The 21,080-nt window shown below is 36.4% G+C and carries 17 protein-coding genes and 3 riboswitches; of the genes, 6 read left to right on the top strand and 11 right to left on the bottom strand.

Annotation, left to right across the window (positions count from 1 at the left end):
• Window positions 1-26: 26 nt before the first annotated feature.
• The 5 genes from P9E47_RS00085 to P9E47_RS00065 form a co-directional block, all read right to left on the bottom strand.
• Entirely contained in the window at window positions 27-1,532 is a 1,506-nt protein-coding gene (locus P9E47_RS00085; protein WP_326162189.1) for a DHA2 family efflux MFS transporter permease subunit, read from the bottom strand.
• 14 nt (window positions 1,533-1,546) lie between these two features.
• Entirely contained in the window at window positions 1,547-2,200 is a 654-nt protein-coding gene (locus P9E47_RS00080; RefSeq protein WP_003329932.1) for an efflux RND transporter periplasmic adaptor subunit, read from the bottom strand.
• An 86-nt stretch (window positions 2,201-2,286) separates the two neighbouring features.
• A complete protein-coding gene (locus P9E47_RS00075) occupies window positions 2,287-2,733 on the bottom strand; it encodes a MarR family winged helix-turn-helix transcriptional regulator (protein ID WP_003329933.1) in 447 nt (148 codons plus the stop codon).
• 260 nt (window positions 2,734-2,993) lie between these two features.
• Entirely contained in the window at window positions 2,994-4,694 is a 1,701-nt protein-coding gene (locus P9E47_RS00070; protein WP_326162188.1) for a methyl-accepting chemotaxis protein, read from the bottom strand.
• A gap of 530 nt (window positions 4,695-5,224) precedes the next feature.
• Window positions 5,225-6,313 (bottom strand): copper amine oxidase N-terminal domain-containing protein, encoded by a 1,089-nt coding sequence (locus P9E47_RS00065; RefSeq protein ID WP_326162187.1) that lies wholly within the window; start codon window positions 6,311-6,313, stop codon window positions 5,225-5,227.
• A gap of 322 nt (window positions 6,314-6,635) precedes the next feature.
• Between P9E47_RS00065 and P9E47_RS00060 the strand changes: the two genes are divergently transcribed.
• Together P9E47_RS00060 and P9E47_RS00055 are read left to right on the top strand one after the other, a co-directional pair.
• Window positions 6,636-7,004 carry a response regulator gene (locus P9E47_RS00060; protein WP_407697153.1) on the top strand — a complete coding sequence of 123 codons (369 nt, stop codon included), beginning with the start codon at window positions 6,636-6,638 and terminating at the stop codon, window positions 7,002-7,004.
• A 227-nt stretch (window positions 7,005-7,231) separates the two neighbouring features.
• Window positions 7,232-8,257, top strand: coding sequence for a stalk domain-containing protein (locus tag P9E47_RS00055; RefSeq protein WP_326162185.1), 1,026 nt, complete (start codon window positions 7,232-7,234; stop codon window positions 8,255-8,257).
• Between the two features lie 121 nt (window positions 8,258-8,378).
• Here the strand turns inward: P9E47_RS00055 and P9E47_RS00050 are convergent, their stop codons facing one another.
• From P9E47_RS00050 to P9E47_RS00040, 3 genes are all read right to left on the bottom strand, one after another.
• Window positions 8,379-12,047 carry a YbhB/YbcL family Raf kinase inhibitor-like protein gene (locus P9E47_RS00050; protein WP_003329939.1) on the bottom strand — a complete coding sequence of 1,223 codons (3,669 nt, stop codon included), beginning with the start codon at window positions 12,045-12,047 and terminating at the stop codon, window positions 8,379-8,381.
• Between the two features lie 167 nt (window positions 12,048-12,214).
• Complete coding sequence (locus P9E47_RS00045; protein WP_326157361.1) at window positions 12,215-12,721, bottom strand: sigma-70 family RNA polymerase sigma factor; 507 nt, start codon at window positions 12,719-12,721, stop codon at window positions 12,215-12,217.
• A 273-nt stretch (window positions 12,722-12,994) separates the two neighbouring features.
• Window positions 12,995-15,166, bottom strand: coding sequence for an EAL domain-containing protein (locus P9E47_RS00040; protein WP_326162184.1), 2,172 nt, complete (start codon window positions 15,164-15,166; stop codon window positions 12,995-12,997).
• A gap of 103 nt (window positions 15,167-15,269) precedes the next feature.
• A riboswitch (cyclic di-GMP riboswitch) is annotated at window positions 15,270-15,357 on the bottom strand.
• Between the two features lie 298 nt (window positions 15,358-15,655).
• On the opposite strand from P9E47_RS00040, the gene P9E47_RS00035 reads away from it, so the two are divergent.
• From P9E47_RS00035 to P9E47_RS00020, 4 genes are all read left to right on the top strand, one after another.
• Window positions 15,656-15,925, top strand: coding sequence for a helix-turn-helix domain-containing protein (locus P9E47_RS00035; protein ID WP_003329942.1), 270 nt, complete (start codon window positions 15,656-15,658; stop codon window positions 15,923-15,925).
• Window positions 15,926-16,074: 149 nt separating this feature from the next.
• A complete protein-coding gene (locus P9E47_RS00030; protein ID WP_326162182.1) occupies window positions 16,075-16,539 on the top strand; it encodes a competence protein ComK in 465 nt (154 codons plus the stop codon).
• A gap of 290 nt (window positions 16,540-16,829) precedes the next feature.
• A riboswitch (cyclic di-GMP riboswitch) is annotated at window positions 16,830-16,917 on the bottom strand.
• 181 nt (window positions 16,918-17,098) lie between these two features.
• A riboswitch (cyclic di-GMP riboswitch) is annotated at window positions 17,099-17,184 on the top strand.
• A gap of 79 nt (window positions 17,185-17,263) precedes the next feature.
• Window positions 17,264-17,983 carry an EAL domain-containing protein gene (locus P9E47_RS00025; protein ID WP_003329944.1) on the top strand — a complete coding sequence of 240 codons (720 nt, stop codon included), beginning with the start codon at window positions 17,264-17,266 and terminating at the stop codon, window positions 17,981-17,983.
• Window positions 17,984-18,868: 885 nt separating this feature from the next.
• Window positions 18,869-19,222, top strand: coding sequence for a VOC family protein (locus P9E47_RS00020; protein WP_326162180.1), 354 nt, complete (start codon window positions 18,869-18,871; stop codon window positions 19,220-19,222).
• Window positions 19,223-19,657: 435 nt separating this feature from the next.
• On the opposite strand, the gene P9E47_RS00015 is transcribed toward P9E47_RS00020, so the two are convergent.
• The 3 genes from P9E47_RS00015 to P9E47_RS00005 all read right to left on the bottom strand — a co-directional run.
• A complete protein-coding gene (locus tag P9E47_RS00015; protein ID WP_326162179.1) occupies window positions 19,658-20,110 on the bottom strand; it encodes a protein-export chaperone SecB in 453 nt (150 codons plus the stop codon).
• Between the two features lie 12 nt (window positions 20,111-20,122).
• Window positions 20,123-20,437, bottom strand: coding sequence for a hypothetical protein (locus P9E47_RS00010; protein ID WP_326162178.1), 315 nt, complete (start codon window positions 20,435-20,437; stop codon window positions 20,123-20,125).
• Between the two features lie 14 nt (window positions 20,438-20,451).
• The coding region (locus P9E47_RS00005) for a hypothetical protein (protein WP_326162177.1) at window positions 20,452-21,080 on the bottom strand (629 nt) is incomplete at its 5' end.

The following is a 21,080-nucleotide window of genomic DNA, read 5'->3' as shown; positions in this document are numbered from 1 at the left end:
ACCACAGTTCCCGGTCCTGTGTCCCATCACTCGGTTTGCTTTGGTTTCTTAAAGAAAAAAACCAAAGGGATGCATAAAAATAATGGTAAGGCCGCTATCCAAAATGTGTCTGCTATCCCTCTTGTTGTCGATTCAAGTTGGATTAGACTTCCTAGTGTACTTAAACTTATTGGTGATGAGCCGTTTACTTGAAAAATGGCTGGATTATCAAGTGTGATCGATTCCGCCATATAGCTGCCATGTAAGGCGGCACGTTTTTGCATGATCATCGTGAGGATCGCAATCGATATGGAGCCCGCGACTTGCCTAATCAAATTCGATAAGGAAGAAGCATTCCCCACTTGTTTTGGAAGAACAGCATTCATGCCCGCTGTATTGATCGGCATCATACATAAGCCGAGCCCAAGACCACGTACGATCAAAACAAAATTGATCCAACTATGTGATGTATCTGCCGTTAATCGGTATAATTCATAGCTCGGCACAGCAGACAGTATCAAACCTACCACACCAACAGGAATAGCACCGAATTTATCAAATAGCTTACCGGCAATTGGCATCATTAACGCCATCGCAATCGCCTGCGGCATCAACAAAATCCCTGTATCAACAGCAGAAATATGCTGGATATTTTGAAAATAGATCGGTATCAAAAACATACCGCCCATAAGCCCCACAGTTAAAAAGCTGGAGATAGCCAGACTAAGCGTAAATGGAAAATTTTTAAATAAACTTAATTCAATAATCGGGTTTTCTTTCCCTTTTTCCACCCAAATTAATAAAATCAAAGCGGATATGGCTATGTATAGTAAAAATACAATCTCAAAGGACGTCCATCCCACTTTATTTCCGTTACTCAATGCATATAACATCGTTGCACATGACGTCGCGATTAGGAAAAAGCCCATAAAATCGAATGTCTTCGTTTTATCAATTTCAGTCTCTTTTAATAAAATACTAACCATAAAAAGGGCAAAAAGTGCGATCGGGATATTGATGATAAATAGAAAACGCCAATTAAACCATTCAATTAAATAACCGCTTAGGGTCGGGCCGATGGCCGGCGCCACCATCGCCGATATCCCCCATAAACCTAAGGCCATTCCAATTTGGTTCCGAGGTACAATCTTATAGATCAAGGCCATACTGATCGGCATAATGACACCGCCGCCCAATCCTTGAATGACCCTTGCAATAATCAAAGTCATATCGCTCCACGCAATCGCGCAGAGAAAAGCGCCCCCTGTAAACACCGCCAATGAAAGTAGGAAAAATTTTTTATATCCTAAGCGGTCTCCGGCATATCCTGATATCGGGATAATGATCCCAGAAGCAAGCATATAGCCAGTTAACACCCATTGAATTCGATCCTGTGTTGACCCGAATACATTCATGAGCTGTGGAATGGCAATATTGAGAAGGCTATTATTTAAAATAGCAACAAAAGCGCCAATAATAATCGCAAATAACGGCAACCAATAGGATTGCTGTTGCTCTTGAGGAGGTAATTGTGCTGTTAACTCATTTCCCAATGTTAGGCCCTCCCCTATTTGATCTTAATTTTGATAACCACATTCGACCCTGGAATTAATTCTAAATCCTTTGGTTTAAAAACAGTAATCTCAATCGGTATTCTTTGCGTGACCTTATTGAAGTTACCGCTCGTATTTGTTGCTGGTAATAAGGAAAAAGTTGAATTCGTTGCTTTTCCAATTTTACTTACTTTCCCTTTCAGCTTTTGCCCACCTAATGCATCAATGGAAACGGTGACCTCTTGACCTGCTTTTATTTTTCCTATATCGGTTTCTTCAATATTGGCAGACACGTATAAATCATTTAAATCCATTACTAAAGCAATCGGCTGAGAAGGTGATGCTAATTCATCTGTCTTTGAATATACCTTGACAACGGTCCCGCTCACTGGTGCTTTTACAATTGCTTTATTTATCGAACTTGCATCAAGATTGGCGGTATCGAGCTCGGCCAAGGTTTGATTTTCTTGGACAATCTCACCCTCTTCTACAAAAACATTAGAGATTTCACCAGTAATTTGCGGTGTAGCCTTATACAATTCCCCTGCAAACCTAGCATCCTCTGTTTTCACATAATGCGCACTTTGATACCAATAATAATAACCAATTCCAATACCGGCACCAATTATTATAATAAGTATCAAGATTAAAGATTTCTTACGTTCCATACTCCCACCCTGTCTATTTTATTTTTATGGAACACGGGGACGGTTCGCCTGTTCCAAAACCAACATTTTATTTCGAACACGAAATATTATTCCTTTTTATACTCTGCAACCTTTTTCATCATATGATTGGCCAATAGTTCCAACGAACGATAAATCTGCTCCACACTTTCTTCATCTAAATCTTCAAATAAAATTTCAAAAAAGCTCTCTTCAAGTACCGGCATTTTTTTCCGTAATTGCGTCAGCTTTTCTGTCCCCGCTACCCAAACAATTCTACGATCTTTTGAATCTCGAATTCTAGTAACATAGCCATTTTTCTCCAAACGGTCAATAATACTTGAAACCGTACTATTGGCAAGCTTAACCGTTTCACTAATCGAAGATACCATCTGTGGCTCATCCTTAATACAGCGACAAACCAACACTTGCGGCACTGTTAAATTCGTATCCCCAATTTCGTGTGTAATAAGATCATAGTAAGATTTATTAATATTTCCAATTTGTTTTCTAATGCTGTTCGTATGTATTTTCATAACCCTGGAATTCGAGGATGACTCTCCTGTTCCAACTCCCCGTTCTCAGTCCCTCATCCTCCTTTTAATCATGTAATAATGTGAAATATTTCGTATTCGAATAATTAAGTATTATACCAAGTTTAGCTAAAATTACAAAGAAAAAGTTTGGGACGTGGGGGCGGATTTTCTGGCCTAGTGTCTGATTTTCTAGCCCAGTTTAGCTAATACGGGACACAGTTCCCGACCCTGCGTCCCACCCCGACTATTTGTCCCATTCATCATACTTTAAATTTAGTCACTAATTCTTGTAATTGCAGTGCTAATTTACTCAAGGCTTCACTTGAGGCATTGATTTCCTCCATAGAAACTAATTGTTCTTCGGAGGCTGCTGCTACACTTTGCGATTGTCCAGAAGCTTCTCTGGCGATTTCGGCTAAATGCTCAACTGACGCTGTGGCTTCCTCCGTATTGGAAGAAATTTGTTCCGAAGTAACTGATACTTCCTGAATTTGACCATAAACATGTTCAACTGCTATCAATACTTGTTGGAATACCTCACCTGTTTTGCCGATGACTGCCTTTCCTGCATCAACTTCATGAATATTATGCTCTATTTCACTAGTAGCAACTTCCGTATTTTTTTGAATCCCTTGAATTAACTGCACAATTTGGGTGGCAGATGCACGTGATTGATCTGCTAACTTTCTTACCTCATCAGCAACAACTGTAAAACCTCTACCATGTTCCCCTGCCCGTGCTGCTTCAATCGCTGCATTTAGTGCGAGTAAATTCGTTTGTTCTGCTATATTGGATATGACATCAATAATTTTTCCGATTTCCTGCGATTGTTCACTCAACTTTCTCATGGCTGCCGTAGTGTTTTGTGTGCCAGCCTCAATGGTTTCCATCTGATGGATGGCTTCTTGAATAGAGAGATATCCTTGTTCTGACAAGGTTTCTGCATCCTCTGCGGAATCCTTCACAGTCATTGAAAACTTGGCAATCCGGTGAATGCCATTCGATACTTCCTCCATTGCCATTGCGCTTTGCTCCGATCTGGTAACTTGGATTTCAGCCCCACTAGCAACCTCTTGAATAGCAGCAGAAATTTGTTTTGTTGCATTAGTGGCCTGTTCACTAGTAGCTTGTAATTCTTGAGACGATGCTGTTACCTGTTCAGCACTACTTTCAATCTGCCTAATAACTTGCCTAAAATTATAGGCCATTTCATTAAAATCTTCTGTCAACATACCCAGTTCATCGTTTGTATGTATTTCAAGCGGTTTTACTTGTAGATTTCCTTCTGAAAGCTCATTTACATGGGCTGTAATAACCTTAATCGGAGCTATAATTTTTCTAACAAACAGAATTGTAATAATAGCCAAAATACCCGATAGCACGACTCCCAAAGCTATTGGAAATGCTAGAGTCTCCCATACCCTCTTATTAATGATCCCCGCATCAAAGTCGATTGCATTAATTGCTACTACCTCTTTAGAAGAATCATTATCTTTAAAAATTGGAGCGTATCCAGTAACGCGTTTGATTCCTCCATATGAATATATATCAGAGTAGGTTGAATGCTTCATTTCTCTAATTTTCTCAATGACTTCCGGTTCTAGATCAACCGAATCTCCCGCGATAATTCCCTGTGATTTTAAGGATTTATCTGCTGCAATAATTTTACCTTCAAAGTCTAAAATGTAAGCATCTAAAAATATAGGCTTCTTTTCAATTATCCAACCAATTTGATCTTCAAGTTTTAGTAAGTCATTTTGACTTCCACTAGCAACACTTTCAAGTAAATGAGGGTCAATAACACCAGTCGTAATATTGGCACAGCCTATCAATTCTAGTCCAGCAGACTCCTTTACCTGTTTTGAGACAGTAAAATAAAAAACAAATGAAATCATGACAAAACAAATTGTAAAAAGGATAATAACAATACCAACGATTTTCCCTGTAACTCCTACTTTCACGCTATCCCTCTGTTCTTAATTATTGATGGTTTTAAAATTACCTATTTACTTGCTACAAAAACTTTTACTTATATTGAAAATTGAAGTGATGCTGTTTTAATAAGGTTAGGGAATTCTGGGTGTAAAATCGTAGATGGGAATATGTTAATAAGCAATAGGTTTGATATGGAAGCACTTTTTTGAAAATTGTAGGGACGCAATACTTGAGGATCATATATCTGGAGTTCCTAGATTGGAACGTAGTAACACTTCACTTCCCATTCTCTTCCAATAGATTGTATCAAATTGTATTTAAAATAAGGAAAGAATTTGTATTATACTTATACTATATATACCATTATTTTCATCCTACAACAATTTTTGTTATATCACTTATAAAAATAAAAAAAAGTGAGATAAATCACATTTTGTCATTTTTTGTCGAATTTTATTTTTATGGGACACAGTTCCCGGTCCTGTGGCTCGCCCAGCCCCGCGTCCCATCCCACAAAAAAAGGATAGAGAAGTTATCTTCCTACCCTTTGTTGCATCTAAAATCCACTTTGTCCCCAATAATTTAATCCAAAACCGCCACTAGCACCATACTTTTCAAAAATTTTCATGGCATTCCATTGGGCATCGTTTAATCCTCCATAGATCAAATCGTTTGAGTTTGAATTTGAGTTTGATCCATTTGTTTTAGGTGTTGTTTTTTTATTCGCATATGTCTTTGGATCTGTACTAAAATGCCACTTATCATTGATTGTAACCTTACTTGCAGCAGCATCATAATTCACTTTGTACCCTAATTGTTCAGAAACAAATCTCAATGGCACTAGGGTACGGCCATCTTTATTTTTTGCAGGCGCATCTAAGGTAACGGGTTTATTGTTAACGTAGGCCGTTTTCGAGCCGATCGTTAAGGCAATAGTAATATCCCCTTTCTTCGCAGTTACTGTTTGAGTACTATTGTTCCAATCCATTTCGGCTCCTGTTAAATCCAGAATTGTTCGAAGAGGTACGAAAGTTCGACCATCTTCCACTATCGGTGGCGTGTCAAATGAAACCTCTCCTGGCGGCATTTCCAAAATAGATTCTAAATCCATCCAAGCTATTGGTTGCACGTCTAGCAGACTGTCCCATGACTTAGTTTGTTGCAAGGCTTGCATTTCCTTTGTTTTAACGACATCTGCCCATTGTCCAGTTTCCACAGCTTTTGACCACTCAGATGTTTTCACCAAATTAGCCCATTGATCCGTTGTAACGACATTCGTCCATACTTCAACATATTCTGGTTCTGACCATTGCTCAACGTAACTTGGATTGGTCCATATATCTTGTTTTGTCGATGGATTAGATTGATTAGGCTTTGACTCCGTCTCTTTTTTCTCAGGCTCCTTCCAAAGACCTTCTGACCATAAATCCGTATAGGGAGATCCCTGGTCATTATTCTGCACGTTTGACTGACCCCAGTCTAGATTTGTTGACCAATCTGTAGTGGTGGATCCAGGAGTTGTTGGTGTTGTTGGATTTTCATCCCCCCAAAGATCCTCTGACCAAAGCCCTGCAGCAGATGTCGCTTGCACTGTACTAATGGAAAGTAAAGCTGACAAACCGATGATTCCTAATTTCTTTTTCATGACATTACATTCCCCTTTCTAAACGATATTTTTATAAATACTTTTGAACCTACCTTTATGTTACAGCCAACAAGTAAGAATCTTTGTGAATAAGAATAAGCCTCCCTCCTAATCCATTTGAACTACAAAATATTATACAGATGGAATCTTACAAAAATCTTACAAAGATCTTACAACGAGGTATCTAAAAGTGAGCCGAAGTTCCCGACCCTCTGGCCCAAAGTTTTTACCGTTTTTTCCCGGTTAATTATAGCAATTGTACATGATAATATTGGGATTAAATGATTGTAAAATAGTCCTATTTTGCGAAAGGATGTTTCTATTGAAGGGAATACTAATTGTTGACGATTCTCTTTTTATGAGACGTCATTTAAGAAATATTTTAATTGAATCAAACTATCGGGAGATTATAGAAGCGGAAAATGGAATGGATGCAATCCATAAATACAAGATTTACTCACCTGAGATTGTATTAATGGATATTACGATGCCTGTGCTTAATGGTATGGATGCTTTAAAAGAAATAATTAATATTGATCCCCAAGCCAAGGTAATTATTTGTTCGTCATTAGGAGGACAACAAATCATTATTAAAGAGGCAATTAAAATCGGAGCAATAGATTTCGTTGTAAAACCTCATTTTCATAATTTGGTAGCTATTGTAAATAAGCATTTTATTTTAAATACATAAAGGGCTGAAATAGGGACAGCCTTTGTCCCTATTTCTCTTCTATTGCTTAATAATACGGGACACAGTTCCCGACCCCATGGGACCCCATGGCATGGCATAGCACCCGACCCCACAGCTCAACATGGAAAAAAAATAAAAATTCTTTGGAATTTGAAACCATTTTATGTAGAATTTCGTCTAAAATAAGAGGGGAAGACTATTAATCTACTAGAGGAGGATTTATTATTATGAAAAATTGGAAAAAACCGTTTAGCGTTTTATCCGCAACAGCGCTTCTGAGTGGGGTATTGTTCACAACTAGCGTGGACGCTTCTTCAGCTCTTAAAAAAGTTGATGCCCATTATAAAAATATTAAAATCATCAATAACAGCCAGGAAGTTACAATTGATCCAAAGACTGAACCATTTCTCTTGAATGGGGTAACGTACATACCTCTTAGAATGATGGGAGAATTATATAACAAAAACGTGCAGTGGAATGGTGAATCAAATACGATTACGATCAAGGATATTACAACACCTATCAGCCAAGCAACAGTCGATTCGCTTACTGCACAAATTAAAGCAAAAGATTTACAAATTGCCCAGCTACAAGCTGAGATTAATAAATTAAAAGAATCCCAAAAAACAGGGAACCTTAATGCTTTAGAAAAACAACTAAATGATGACTATTATGATTATTACAATGACCTCGATGATGTTGATATTATGTTAAGTGGAGACAAAAATAAAATTGATGTCCGTATTGATGTAGACGGAAAGGACTGGAATTCTCTCACTAGCAGCGAGAAAACAAAATTCCTTCAAGCTATCATTAATGACATTTTGAAAGAATTTAAGGATGCCGATATTAAAGGAACAATAAAAGATGCTGATAATAGCAGTAAGCAATTAGCTAGTTTTAACATCGATTCATCAGATAAAGTAAGACTTACCGCTACAAATACAGACCTTGATGATTTAGAGGACGAATTAAATGATGATTACTATGATTATAATGGAATCGATGATATTGACATTTCATTAGATGGTGATGAGGATGAAATTGATCTAACAATTGAAGTTAACGCCGATGATTGGAACGATCTTAGTAAAAAAAATAAACTTAGATTCCTACAAGATATCGTTGACGACATCCTATATGAATTTAAAAAGGCTGAAATAGATGGAACTGTTAAGAATGCAGATAATGGTAAAAAATTAGATACATTCTATGCGGATGGTAGCGATGGCGGCGATGTAGAGATAGATTAATTTTATAGAAAAAATCAACAGCCAGCGTCCGAAAGGCGCTGGCTGTTTGTTGCTTATGGAAATATTGTTATTTACGTTAGAAAACAGGAAAAACGTCGCCGTTAACGCTACCTCAAATAGTTTAATTTTGATCCGTTAGTACTCCAACATTCGAGTTATTAGTAACATATCCTAAACCTAAAGTTGTTTCAACAAAATTGGGTGGTGTCGTAGTGTCGCTTAAACTACCTTCGCCATTGAATCCAATATTCACATCAAATCCTACTTTTATTGGCTCTTCAAGAGTTAACTCCAGTTCGTTTTGATTCTCAGTTTCCTTATAATCTATTACCGGAATTATATAAAACTCTTCGTCCTTGTCCACTTTTACAGTAAACATGTCTTTACTTAATGAATCGTGCAAAACAATTGGTTCATCAAAAACAATTAGAATTTTCAAACCTGTTTCATCTACGGTTATTGATGTAGCTTTTGGTGCGGTTATATCAGGTTCACCCTCATCCCCACCGATCGAGTTGTCTGTTATTTCTGAAAATTTATGCCAATTATAAATTTCTCCACTATTTGGTTGTACCTCTATCCTAATAGTTGTAGCATCAGAAACATCTAAATTATCAATAGTTACACTATAATTCGGATTATTATTTGCTTTAACATTGTATTTTGCTAAATCTTTAATCCACTTTCCTTCTGTATCTCTGTCAGAAATATAGATAGTGTAATCAGTAACTATTGATTCATCTTCAGCTTTAGTAAACTCAATTATACCAGATATCAAACCAGCTGTTGGATTTGTATCAGTAAAGGAAGAAATGCTAATCCCGTTTAATGATAAAGTTTTATTTGGGATTTTAATAACTATATCTTCCGCCGGACTATTTCCTGAACCATCATAAACCAGATTTTTTGGTATTGTAAATTGAGCATCTGATTCTACTGTGTTTTTTATCCATAATTGTTTTGAATACCATGTATCCCACTTATTTTCTGCTTCTATTCCAATCCCTTGTTCAGTTAAATACTGTAGGATAGCATGCTTAGATTCATCGGAAAGCTCCTTGCTAAATTCAATAACAAGATCATCAGTTCCATCAATATCAATTATATTATCTTTCGATGTTAGGACAATCTTATTAACTGAAGGGGGATTGCCAATTACTTTAAATGATAAGTTTCCTGATGTGATAGGAATACCAAGTACATAGCCCGTAATCTCAATTTCTTCTTCTGCCCCATGTGTTGCGATCACAGTATACAGGCCAGGTGTCTCATCACTTTCTACGACACTAATTACATCTAGATAAACATACTCCTCTAACTTAAAGTCAAAATCGTATTGTCCTATTTCGTCGCTATATACTAATCCCCTAATTGGTTTCCCTTTAGTATCCACTACCTTCACATCAAATGTAAACTCGGTATCAATTGATATAGTATCTGACATTGTAGAACTTATAATACTCTTAGTTCCATCAACCTCCGGACCAAAAGTACCCGAAATTTCTCCATAACCAATTACTTTCCCCTCATGCATTGCAGCCCCTATAGCATCAAGACTATCCTCTGGGCTTGCATCTTCAGCTAGGTCAAATTTTTCAACATTTAAAGCAAAAACCTCTAATAAATATTCATGTTTAATATTTGGTTGTGGTCCACCATAACCTTTGTCGTTAGGTGCATAGAATGGTGGGTAACTGTTTTTTAACTCAACACCTACCATTTCATCTGTTCGTGAAACTCCTTCACCTATACTGTTAATATTCTTTGGAATATCCTTAACAATCCAGTGAACGAAATGATCCGTATCCAAGTCTGTTAAAAGAATTATATAGGACTGGGCATCTTCAACTTTTGTCCATTCAACTGGTAAACTAACATTTCCTCCATCCATGCTATATTTTTCATCAATATTTCCTTCATTCTCAAACGCTGTTGTTATTTCAATCGGTGTGAGCGGATCATATGAAACTGAGAAACTCCAAGTGGATTTGTCATTTATTCCAGCAAATTCATTTCCGGCCTTATCTTTAAAGGCGCCTTTTTGAATTGTAACATATACTTTCGAACTATAAGGATCGTCAGACTCTGTCATCATTTCAAATTCTGTTTCACTTGAAAATGTTTCATATTCATCCTCATCAACATATACATGTTCCATTAGGTAATTCCAAAGTTTAATTGTAACAACCTTTCCTGATACAATTACATAATCACTTAAGACTGGTATATCAATCTTTCCCTCTGAGTTTTCAGTGTCTTCGGAAGCCGCAGTAACTACAATATCTTCATCAACAGGTTTAATAGTAATAAACTTTTCTTCAACGGCTGTTACATCTTCATCAAAAGTAATTACCCAATCACGTAATAACGATACATTTTTAGCACCGTTTTCCGGGGATAGGGATATAATGGTTGGTGGTGTCGTATCCCCACTCCCGGTTGAGCCACCATTTCCAGAGGAACTACCGCCTCCCCCACCGCCACCGGTATTTCTAGTCATGTTAATTGGTTTATTTTTATATGAAGATTCATTTGCTTTTGAACCGGAAGCTTTGTCAATCGTTCCATCGCCCAACACCTTTACAGCAGCTTCAAGCACCAAAGAAATGATCTTCGCATCTTTAGCTAAATTGATAGTTGTATCCTTTGCTTTTTTATCTACATTCAGATTTTGAATAGATCCTCGAGGAATCTCAACTGCAACTGTGGTTGCCTGAATATCAACCGTTTCAAAATTACCGATGAGAGTTACTTTGGAATTTGCAGGTAATGTTTCAGCAAGAGTAATCGCCTGGAATGCCACTCCTTCTGTGCCAACCTGCTCCACCTTCGCATTTGATTGTAGTGTTACCTCTTGAACTGTCGTACTTCCAGTTGCAACGATCCGCACCGTACCATCTGCTTTATTAACGATAACTGTTAAAAGAACAGTATCTTCAAAATAAATACTATTCTCTCCGCCGCCGTTAACATACGTTTTCCCTTTAACGGTTACGCCTTTTAGATAAACTTCCCCGTTGCCAACTTCCTTAGCAATGGTTAAATTACCTTCGATTATCATATTTTTTAAAGTTATATCGGGAGCAGTTACTACAACATTACCCTTCACTGTTTCTAATCCAGCTGCCGGGCCGTAAGTACCAGCAGTGTCATACACTTTTTCTGACACAGTCTGGCCGACGCCATTCAGGGCACGGCTTAAAATAACAACCGCCTCGGCTCTTGTTGTATTGTTTAACGGCTTAAAAGTACCATCGTTAAAGCCTTTCATAAGTCCTTGTGCCACAATACCACCGACAACGCCTTTGCTCCACTGTGGAATACTCCCCTTGTCCTTAAATTGCTCGACACTATCTGCAGCGTTTTCTACTTTCAATAGACGTGACAGAATAGCCGCTACTTCTTGGCGATTGATATTGTTCTTCGGCTTAATTGTTCCGTCCTGGTATCCGCCAATATAACCCGCGGCCTTTGCTTTCAGCACTTCACTGTAATACCAATCTTTCGTCGAAACATCATTAAAACCAGTTTCACTAGACTCAGTGAATTCGAATGCACGATTCACTAACGCAATAAATTCAGCCCTAGAAATCGAGGCATCAGGTTTAAAACTACCATCCTTATAACCACCAATCAAACCCTTCTCTACCCACTCACTAATCTCCTCTTCAGCCCAGTGCCCCTTTATGTCTGACCCTGAAGAAAAAACGTTGGTTCCAAAAAATGATAAAATCATAGCTAGAACCATTACAACTGGTAAAAATCTTTGAAACCTTCTCCGATTTCCCACTGCTACTCTCCTCCTATTCTATTTGAACTACAAAATAGATTATATAGAAGGCGTCTTACAAAATTCTTACAAAAGTCTTACAAAACAGGTGAATTTAGGAATCTAAGTAATTTTTTTATACCAAGCCAGAGTTCCCCAGGCCAGAGTTCCCGACCCCGTGTCCCAATTTAACTCCTATGAATCTCCTGATAATTCTTCAGCATTTTCCTTAATGCTTCCCTTCTCCAACTTTTGATGTGGTTGGCTGGTACCCCCTCTATTTTCGAAATTTCACGAAGCTTTTTATTTTCGATTATCGCATGATTCACCCACGCCAATTGTCTTTCTGATAGTCCATCGCAATATGACAAAATGATCTCTCGTTCCAATGGCACTCCACTACCCGTATCCTCGATAAACTCTAGCACTTCATCACTTACAGCAGTATACCTCTGCTCAAATCGAGCCAGTTCCTTCATGTGTTGCAACATTCTCCCCCTTACCGTTTTCTGCGCAAAGGCTGGGAAGGGTCCTTTTTCGGGGTCAAAGCGTTGATAAGCTTCCCAAAGCCCTATTAGCCCAATCTGATAAAATTCCTCTTGACCCTTGAAAACTTGTAATGAAAGAATCTGTTTTTTTACCATCGGTTCAAATTGAAGCAAGACTTCCTCTATTGATTTGTTTTGATAAATCAAGACATTGTCCTTCTGAAAATGCGCACCTTCTAAGTATTCCGCGGTACCATTACTGTAATCGGACAATAAAAGCCTGTCATATCACCCTATTTAAAATTCGAAGCAAACTAGGGTGACCAAACTTTAAGTAAGAAACTATGAAACTTTAAATATCACTACTACAACAAAAGCCATATGTAACATATAAACATATTGTCAAGAATGGTGGGGCAGGGTTTCCGACCCACTGGTCCACTTTCTGGGCCAGAGTTCCCGACCCCATGGTTCTTGCATTCACTTCTGCAATTTCGGGCTAAAAAACTGCTGTTTGCTTGTCACTAAGAAGCTGCTAGTTGAGGAGACGGTCTTGTTCCGAATCAAGACTTGAAATTGATTAAGTAGACTGGTTAATGAATCCCGTAGTTTGTCTTTTATGGTAAATTTTAATCCATACTGTTGAAGGTTATCTACTTCATTCGTCCAAACTATCGATCCGCTAACCTCAAGAGTTTGTTCCAAGATGTATGTTTTTAATTTTAAAATTAAATCGGGCCGTGGTGGTAATTTAATATTGGATGTGAACCGGACACCTCCAGGACCTATATCTTCAATTAACACCTTCGTCATACCCAACTGTACTGCCTTTCCACCTAATGAAGTGATCGTCATTTCTGCTACTAACGGTCTTGGCAATTCAATTCTGAAATATTCACGGCGATTTTCAAAAGAAGAATCTTCCGTTAAAACTCCAGTGTGTGGCAAACACTTGCCTATTTTAAGTATTCTTTCAAATTCTTCACTTGCGATGGGTTTGCTGAATAAATATCCTTGCATTTCATTGCAATGGATTTTGCGTAAATAGGCATATTGTTCGCTAGTCTCTACTCCTTCTGCGACAACATCTATCTTTAATTTTTCAGACAGCTTAATGATTGCTGTAGCAATTTCGGTATTCTCGATATCAATTGGAATTTGTTGAATAAATGATCTATCAATTTTGACTGTGCTCGGTTTAAGCGTTTTCAAATAACTTAAGGAGGAATAGCCGGTTCCAAAATCGTCAATGGCAATACTGATGCCCATTTCACGTAATTGTTCCAATTTGAGTGCAATATTTGCTTCATTTTCCATAACAACGGTCTCGGTAATCTCAATTTCAAGCCATTTCGGCTCAAGTCCAGTTGCTGCTAGAATGTTTTCAACTGTATCGACGATGTTGACCTGTAAAAATTGCAGCGCTGAAAAGTTCACGGAAATTTTAATCGAGTCATACCCTTGATCCTGCCATTTTTTATTTTGAGCGCAGGCCATGTATAACAACTGCTCACCAATCGTATTGATTAATCCTGATTCCTCTGCTAATGTGATAAATTCCTCAGGGGATACCATTCCCCATTCAGGATGTTTCCAGCGAGCCAAGGCTTCTGCCCCAACGATTTTATTAGACTTGCTGTCGACCCTAGGTTGGTATAGTAAAAAAATATCTTTTTCTTGTACAGCTTTTCTAAGATCATTTTGCAGAATGAATTTTTTATACGTGCTGATATTCATAGTAGGCGAAAAAATTTGATATTTATTTTTCCCTTCATCCTTCGCCCGGTACATCGCGAGATCCGCATTTTTTACTAAGTCTTGGATGTTGTTGCTCCCATAAGGATATAAACTGATACCAATGCTGGTTGTAATAAACAGTTCATAATTTTCTACCCTGAATGGCAACTCAAAAAGCTTTAAAATTTGTTGAGCAACGTCATGAATCTCATCCAATTCTTTAAGGTTTGATAAAATAACAGTAAATTCGTCTCCCCCTAACCGTGAAACAAAATCTGTTACTCTTCTAATATTACTCAAGCGAAACGCGACTTCTTTCAAAAGCTTGTCACCAATATTGTGCCCCAACGTATCATTCAAAAATTTAAACCCATCCAGATCTAGAAACATTAAGGCCAACACGGATTGGCTATGTTTTGCCTCTTCAAATTTGCGCTTCAGTTCTTCTTCAAAAAGCCTTCTATTTGGAAGCCCGGTTAAGTAATCGAAATAAGCCATATGCTCCGCTTTTTCTTCTTGGTTCCTAAGCTCATCTTCTATGTTTTTGTAATTGGTTATGTCATTAATAACGACAAGATAACCTTTTACATTTCGATTGCCATCATACCATGGCAACGGGCTAATCATAGCATCGATTAGTGTGCCGTCTTTCCTTAGCCTTTTTGCTTCTGTACTAGGCATTGAATGCCCTGCCATGATACCAGCAAACATTTTTTTGAATTTCTCTGCTTCAAAGTCAGGAATAATGGGAAAAGCCTGACCTAAAACTTCTTCTTCTTTCCAACCAAACATTTTTTCAGACGTTTTGTTCCAGTATTTAACGGTCATGTTTGAATCAAGTGCAATCAGTGCTAATGGCGACATTTGAAATGCAGTAAGTAAATTCTGAACTGTTTCTTTAGAATCCCACAACATTTTGCCCTACCTCCAAATTGTAATACCTATCTCCTTTTTCATTTAAAAAAAATAAAAAAGACTTGCTTCCGTAATAAAAGGAACAAGTCTTTTACTTCAAAATTACGGTAACTGGCTGACATTCCATACATAACGGATTAGTCCCTATAGCTTTGCGTCACTACATTTCTGTAGTTTTGCCTTTTTCAATTTTTTATCACTTAATCTATTTTTAATTTTACACCAAATAGGACTATTGTACAGTAAAAATGCGAATATTTGTAAAAAATCTAAACTTTTTTGCTGGAATATGATGAAAAAGCAGGATAATACGCGGATAAGTCTATATTAAAAAAGTACTAGATTGAGTTTGGGCCAGAGTTCCCGACCCCATGGTTCAAAAATGAACTAAAAAAATCTTAGAATTTGAACAAAATGTGACCGATAGGGTGTGGAAAAATGTAATTTTTTAAATGATAATAGAATCAAACCTATTAAGGAGCTGATTGAATGCTAAGAAGAAAACTGTTTCGAAATTTATTTGGTAAAACTTTAAGACAAAAACGTTATGAAGGCAGTAAGAAAAAGTTAACATTATCAGAATTTGTTTCAAAAACAGATCTTGACGACAGCTATATAGGAAAGATTGAACGAGGTGAAAAATTACCGGATGCTCTAACTCTGTATAAAATATTTGTCGGTCGTGGCATTAGCATTGATCAGCTTTTTAACGATATGAAACCGCAATTCGAAATGCTAGTAAAGCTAGAAAAAAGGTAAAATTCCCTAAATAAATATTGCATGTACTTATTTTTCAATGATTTGCAAACGTTTTCATAAGTGGATATTATTTCTATTAGAAAAGAAAATGTCGATTGTTTAAGTTGTTAAACTATCATCAAAATATTCTAAAATAGGAGAGTGTCATTATGAAACAAATCATCAATCATTATGAGGTAAATCAAAATACGATGGCTTTATTATCGGTTGCTCATACGGAATACTCCACACTTGTACTTGAAGAAAACCAACAATTCTATGTTCGAAAAACACCTATTCAAATTGTCAAGGATGCCTGTCTAGAAGGCGGTTCTACCTATGATGGAAGACGTAGAGCTGTAAGTTATAGGACCGGTTCACAGCAAAAGGTTCCCATTCCAATTAATCCAAAAGACGAAATTTTTGCATTTCCAACCCACTCACCAAAATCGTTTGAATGTAACTGGATTTTCTATCATCATGTCAAATACATATCAACATATAAATCTCCCGACCAACTAAGCGTTCAATCAGTGGTCACATTTAAAAATGGACAACGCATCTCTTTACAAGAATCCCAATATATATTAGAAAAACAAATGCAGCGAACAGCCATGTGCATTATCGGGTTTTAATTATCCCAGGAACATAGGGACGGTTCTTGTATTCCATTATTAAATTGGAACACAAGAACTGTCCCGGCATTCCATTAAAATCTTGATAATAAACTCTTAGCTTTATGCCCATGGTATATTGCTTTAGATCTGAACTTAGATTTAAGTTCTTCACATAAGGCGTCATTTGACAGTACTTCATTGTATCCTTGTAAATAACGGTGTAAATAATAACCGACCTTCATAAAAATTTTCAACACATGGATTCCTCCCCTTAATCCACACAAATCGACGGAATAAAACTTGTTGTATTCGGAAACTGGCTGACATAGTTGTAAAACAACATTAGTCCCTATAGCTTTGCGCCACCATTTTTCAATGGCTTTGCCATTTCGTATAATCTACGTGTTATACAGAAACAATACAATATTTATAGCACCCTTGATAAGAGGCTGCGGACCTATATTGGAGGGAAGCGAAGTTTCTCTTGGATCTGTCAATACTGTGCTTTTATCCAAAAAACAAGTGGTAATTCCAACCAATATGATATATAATTTATTCTAAATTAAATATCATACCGAAAGTTAAATGGCAAACCTATTGAAAAATAGGGACGCAAAGCCACGGGCCTAACGTTATTACAACTATGGTAGCCGGGTTACCAAAGAGATGGTTATGTAAAAACTTTTCTAATCCACCTTTTTGGTGGATTTTTATTTTGCCATTGAAAGGAGGATAGAGATTTTTGAAGACTAAAAGTTTATTAAATAATTTAATTGATCAAAATCAATTTGAACATTACTTTCAACCCATATATAACCTGAATGATAATTCATCAATTGGTGGTGAATTCCTGTTAAGAACAAATATGGGCTCTCCTGATTTTATATTTAGTGAGGCAAAAAAAACAAATAGGCTCTATGATCTAGACACCAAGTCTATCCATAAAGCCCTAACGAGTTCCCATTTCATAAATAGAAGGTTTATGAAAAAAGAATTAAAGTTATTTATAAACGTCTTCCCATCGACTCTTATAAATAAAACTTTTCCTGCATTTCTAAATGATATTTTTACAAAATTCAAGGAGTCCTGTCAACACATAATCTTTGAGATTAATGAAACTGATACTTTCGACTTAAATTTATTGTTTGAAAGGGTAAAATTATTAAAAGAGTATGGATTTTCAATTGCCCTTGACGATGTTGGTAAAGGCTGGCCTTCCATGCAATCAATAATTGAATTTGAACCAAATTATATAAAACTAGATCGATATTTTTCTAAAAACCTTGAGAAATCTGTAAATAAGCAAGACATGATTAAATCTGTACTTTCGTACTGTGACAATACAAATGTAAATTTAGTACTGGAAGGAATAGAGAATGAAGAAAGTCTAAATACTGCACGAGATATAGGTGTACGTATGGCTCAAGGATACTATCTAGGTATGCCTGAAAAGATTAATTAAGAAGTATCGAGCCCCAACTTAAATAATTGAGAAGGGGCTTTTTCAGGGTGAATAGAACTTAGAAGAGAAGAAAAAACTATTTCACTTAACAAAATGCCTATATGATTCTATGGCTGAAAAATGCCCTTTCTTCTATTGTTCCAATTGTTTGAACAAAATAGGAAACAAGGGAGAGTTCAAAGTAGAAATACATCATCTAGCCAATAAATCCTCTCAGAAGATGTAGGCTTGGGGGAAAAGGCGCTTCCAATCGGCTTCCTTTTAAGAACAAAAACAAAACTTTCCTCTTTGCGTTTTTCATTTTACAATTACAATAATAAGGCACCTAAAACTAATAGTTTGAACGTTATCTGAATAAATATGATAAATACCAGTATCTTCTTCAACAATTGGGCGCATTTCTTTATTCCGAGGGTGCGTTCTTTTTGATTTAGGTGTCATAATTGAAGAACCGATGGGATGTTCCAATTGTCATTGTAGTTATTAATCTAAAGACAAATATATATACAGTATGATTTTTGACCGTAATCATCGTAAATAACGAAACAAAATCAGCCCTTTTCTATCTTTGTTTACTTATTCAGTAAATAATTATAGTTTACAACGTAAACAACGATAGGACTTTACTTGGAGAGGTGGGTATGATAGGCTCGTTTGCCTGATGAAACAACTGCTTCAGCCTTTCAAGACAAATCGTACCCACAGAGGCTCCAAGTCAAGTCCTTAAACGCCATTCTACGGTTACATATAAACAATGATAAAAGGTGCATCATTTCAATGTTTTTTTACCGATACTGTATATATGCCATCCTTCAGTTGAATAAGGGATCTTTATAATGTTAAATAGTGGTAAACAAATTAAATGAGATACGAGGAGGATTTGTGGTGAAGATTTTAAAAAAGCTGGTCCGCATTTATGTAAACGAACTTGACTCTGCAATTGCTTTTTATGAAAAATTAACAAACCATAACGTTGATATGAGATTTGAAATGCCACTAAAAAATTTAGAATTAGCATCGATTGATGACTTATTACTTATTTCCGGTAAAGAAGAAGATTTAAAACCTTTTAAACAGACAAAAGTTACTTTTTTAGTGGACTCAGTATATGAATTTAAAAATTTCTTAGAAAACAATGGTTCAACAATAATTAGAGAACCCTCTCGAGTTCCTACAGGAAAGAATATGATCGTTAAGCATCCAGATGGGTTAGTTGCAGAATATGTTGAACACATCTAATCTAGATTTCACTAAACCAGCTAATAGAAACTCCTTGCTATTCCACAATCGGACGCGATTGTTGTAGATCATTAGTCTAATTCCTCGGTAAAAATATGGAGGTATTAGACTTTTTTATCTTTCAGGTCCCTTAAAGTTATAATCCATGTTTTCCTGATCTTACCCCATTGGTAAATATGTTAGCAACAAGTGGTAAAACCTATGACAATCGCTGGTAAAAAACATGGCAGAAGTGGTACATTCTTATGACCGTAATCACATATCTCTATAATTTAAGATTGATAACAGAGCCACAAGCAAAAAACGGCTCAAATTAGAACACGCGAACCGCCCCCATGTTCCATAAATGTCGTATTTAATGTCAAAATATTCAGTTAATTACAAAAAAATAAGCAGAATAAGAATATAGACCATCTCAATGCATGCCTAAGGTCCCTATTCTAATTCTGCAAATTCATCTTCATTTTCCTCAAGTTCATTTTCATTTATCATAGCGGCTATGTTCAATGTTGGTAAAATTACAGGTGCCTCACTACCTTTGCTAGTAATGTCTGACACAAGACTACGTAAATAAGGGAATAGTATTGCTACTGCATTCACCTTATAAAAATTAATAATTTGATTTTCATTAACCACGTCAATTTCAGATAATATCTCAAACAAGCCAGATATTCGTACCTTTACATAAAAACTAGTTTCTTTTAGGTTACTATCCCCCAACTCAATACCGAGTCCCACAATTGCCTGACTAATATTTTCGGGATTTACATCGAGTTTAAAAAAGATGTTGGGGTGTAAAGGTTTTTCTTCTTCCACGGTTTTGTACGGGTTATTTTTATAAGTTGTTTCTAATACATGATAATCTCTAAATTGTAATACTGCCTTCATATTCTATACTCCTTAAGAAGCCCAAGACCATTTTCCATGACTGTCAGTAACAAAATCCTTATCGATGCTTATTACTGAAATCATTTGGGTCTTTTTATCACTTGATTTAATAGTGATGTTCTTCGACAAGTTAGATAACTCCCCTGAGTCCTTTGTAATAAACTTTGCTTGATTGAATTCATAGTTTATTTCTGGGAAGAAATCATTAAAATCTTTATGTTCCCCTGAACCCATTATCACGCCAGGATTTTTTGAACCAAATGAAACATCTAATCCTAATTCTTTTGCTAACTCTAATGCCTTTTGCTTATCAACTTTAAAATTCATTATTTGTCCCTCCTTTAGAACAGTCTTGGAGATTTTCGTACAGGTTTTCGAACCCTTAGATCAACCTCCTTAACCTTTATACTCCCCGGACATATCGCTTCATTATTCCTAACGCAAACTTGAGTGCCATGAAGGTGTAATTCCATTTCCTTGAACATTCTCTTATTATCATATCTAGATTGAACATAAAAAGTTCTTTGTATTACCCAAATTGAATCAGGCAATAATGATAACAAGTAACACCTAATATTATCTGGAGTATTTTTTTCACTTTGTGAAATTAACATACCCTCTTTTTTAAGAACATCCAGATAATCATCAAGTTGCTCGAGTCCACCTCTAGTATCAAGATTTAAAAAGTTTTTATCTTTAACATTTATATATACTTCTATAACATATGGCTTTTGTCCTTTAAAATTTTCATGATTATTTACTTTGTTAGTTGCCCAATACTCAGCTTGGAGTTCATCATCTTTAAAAAAATAAGCCCCTTTTCCCAACCAATGATCTTTTCTTGGGGTACCATAAGTAAACTCCTGAGTTCCGGAAATACTGATTGCACAACTTTCAGCAGTACCATGAAAACCCAAAAAGGAAAATTCTCTTTCTTCCCCCATAATCATGAGTATTGCGGATAGAATGA

Origin of the sequence: Schinkia azotoformans (assembly GCF_035811335.1) — a bacterium.
Taxonomy (GTDB): Bacteria; Bacillota; Bacilli; order Bacillales; family Bacillaceae_J; genus Schinkia; species Schinkia azotoformans.
Note: the sequence above shows the minus strand (reverse complement) of the source record. Positions and strands in the feature narration are given on the sequence as shown.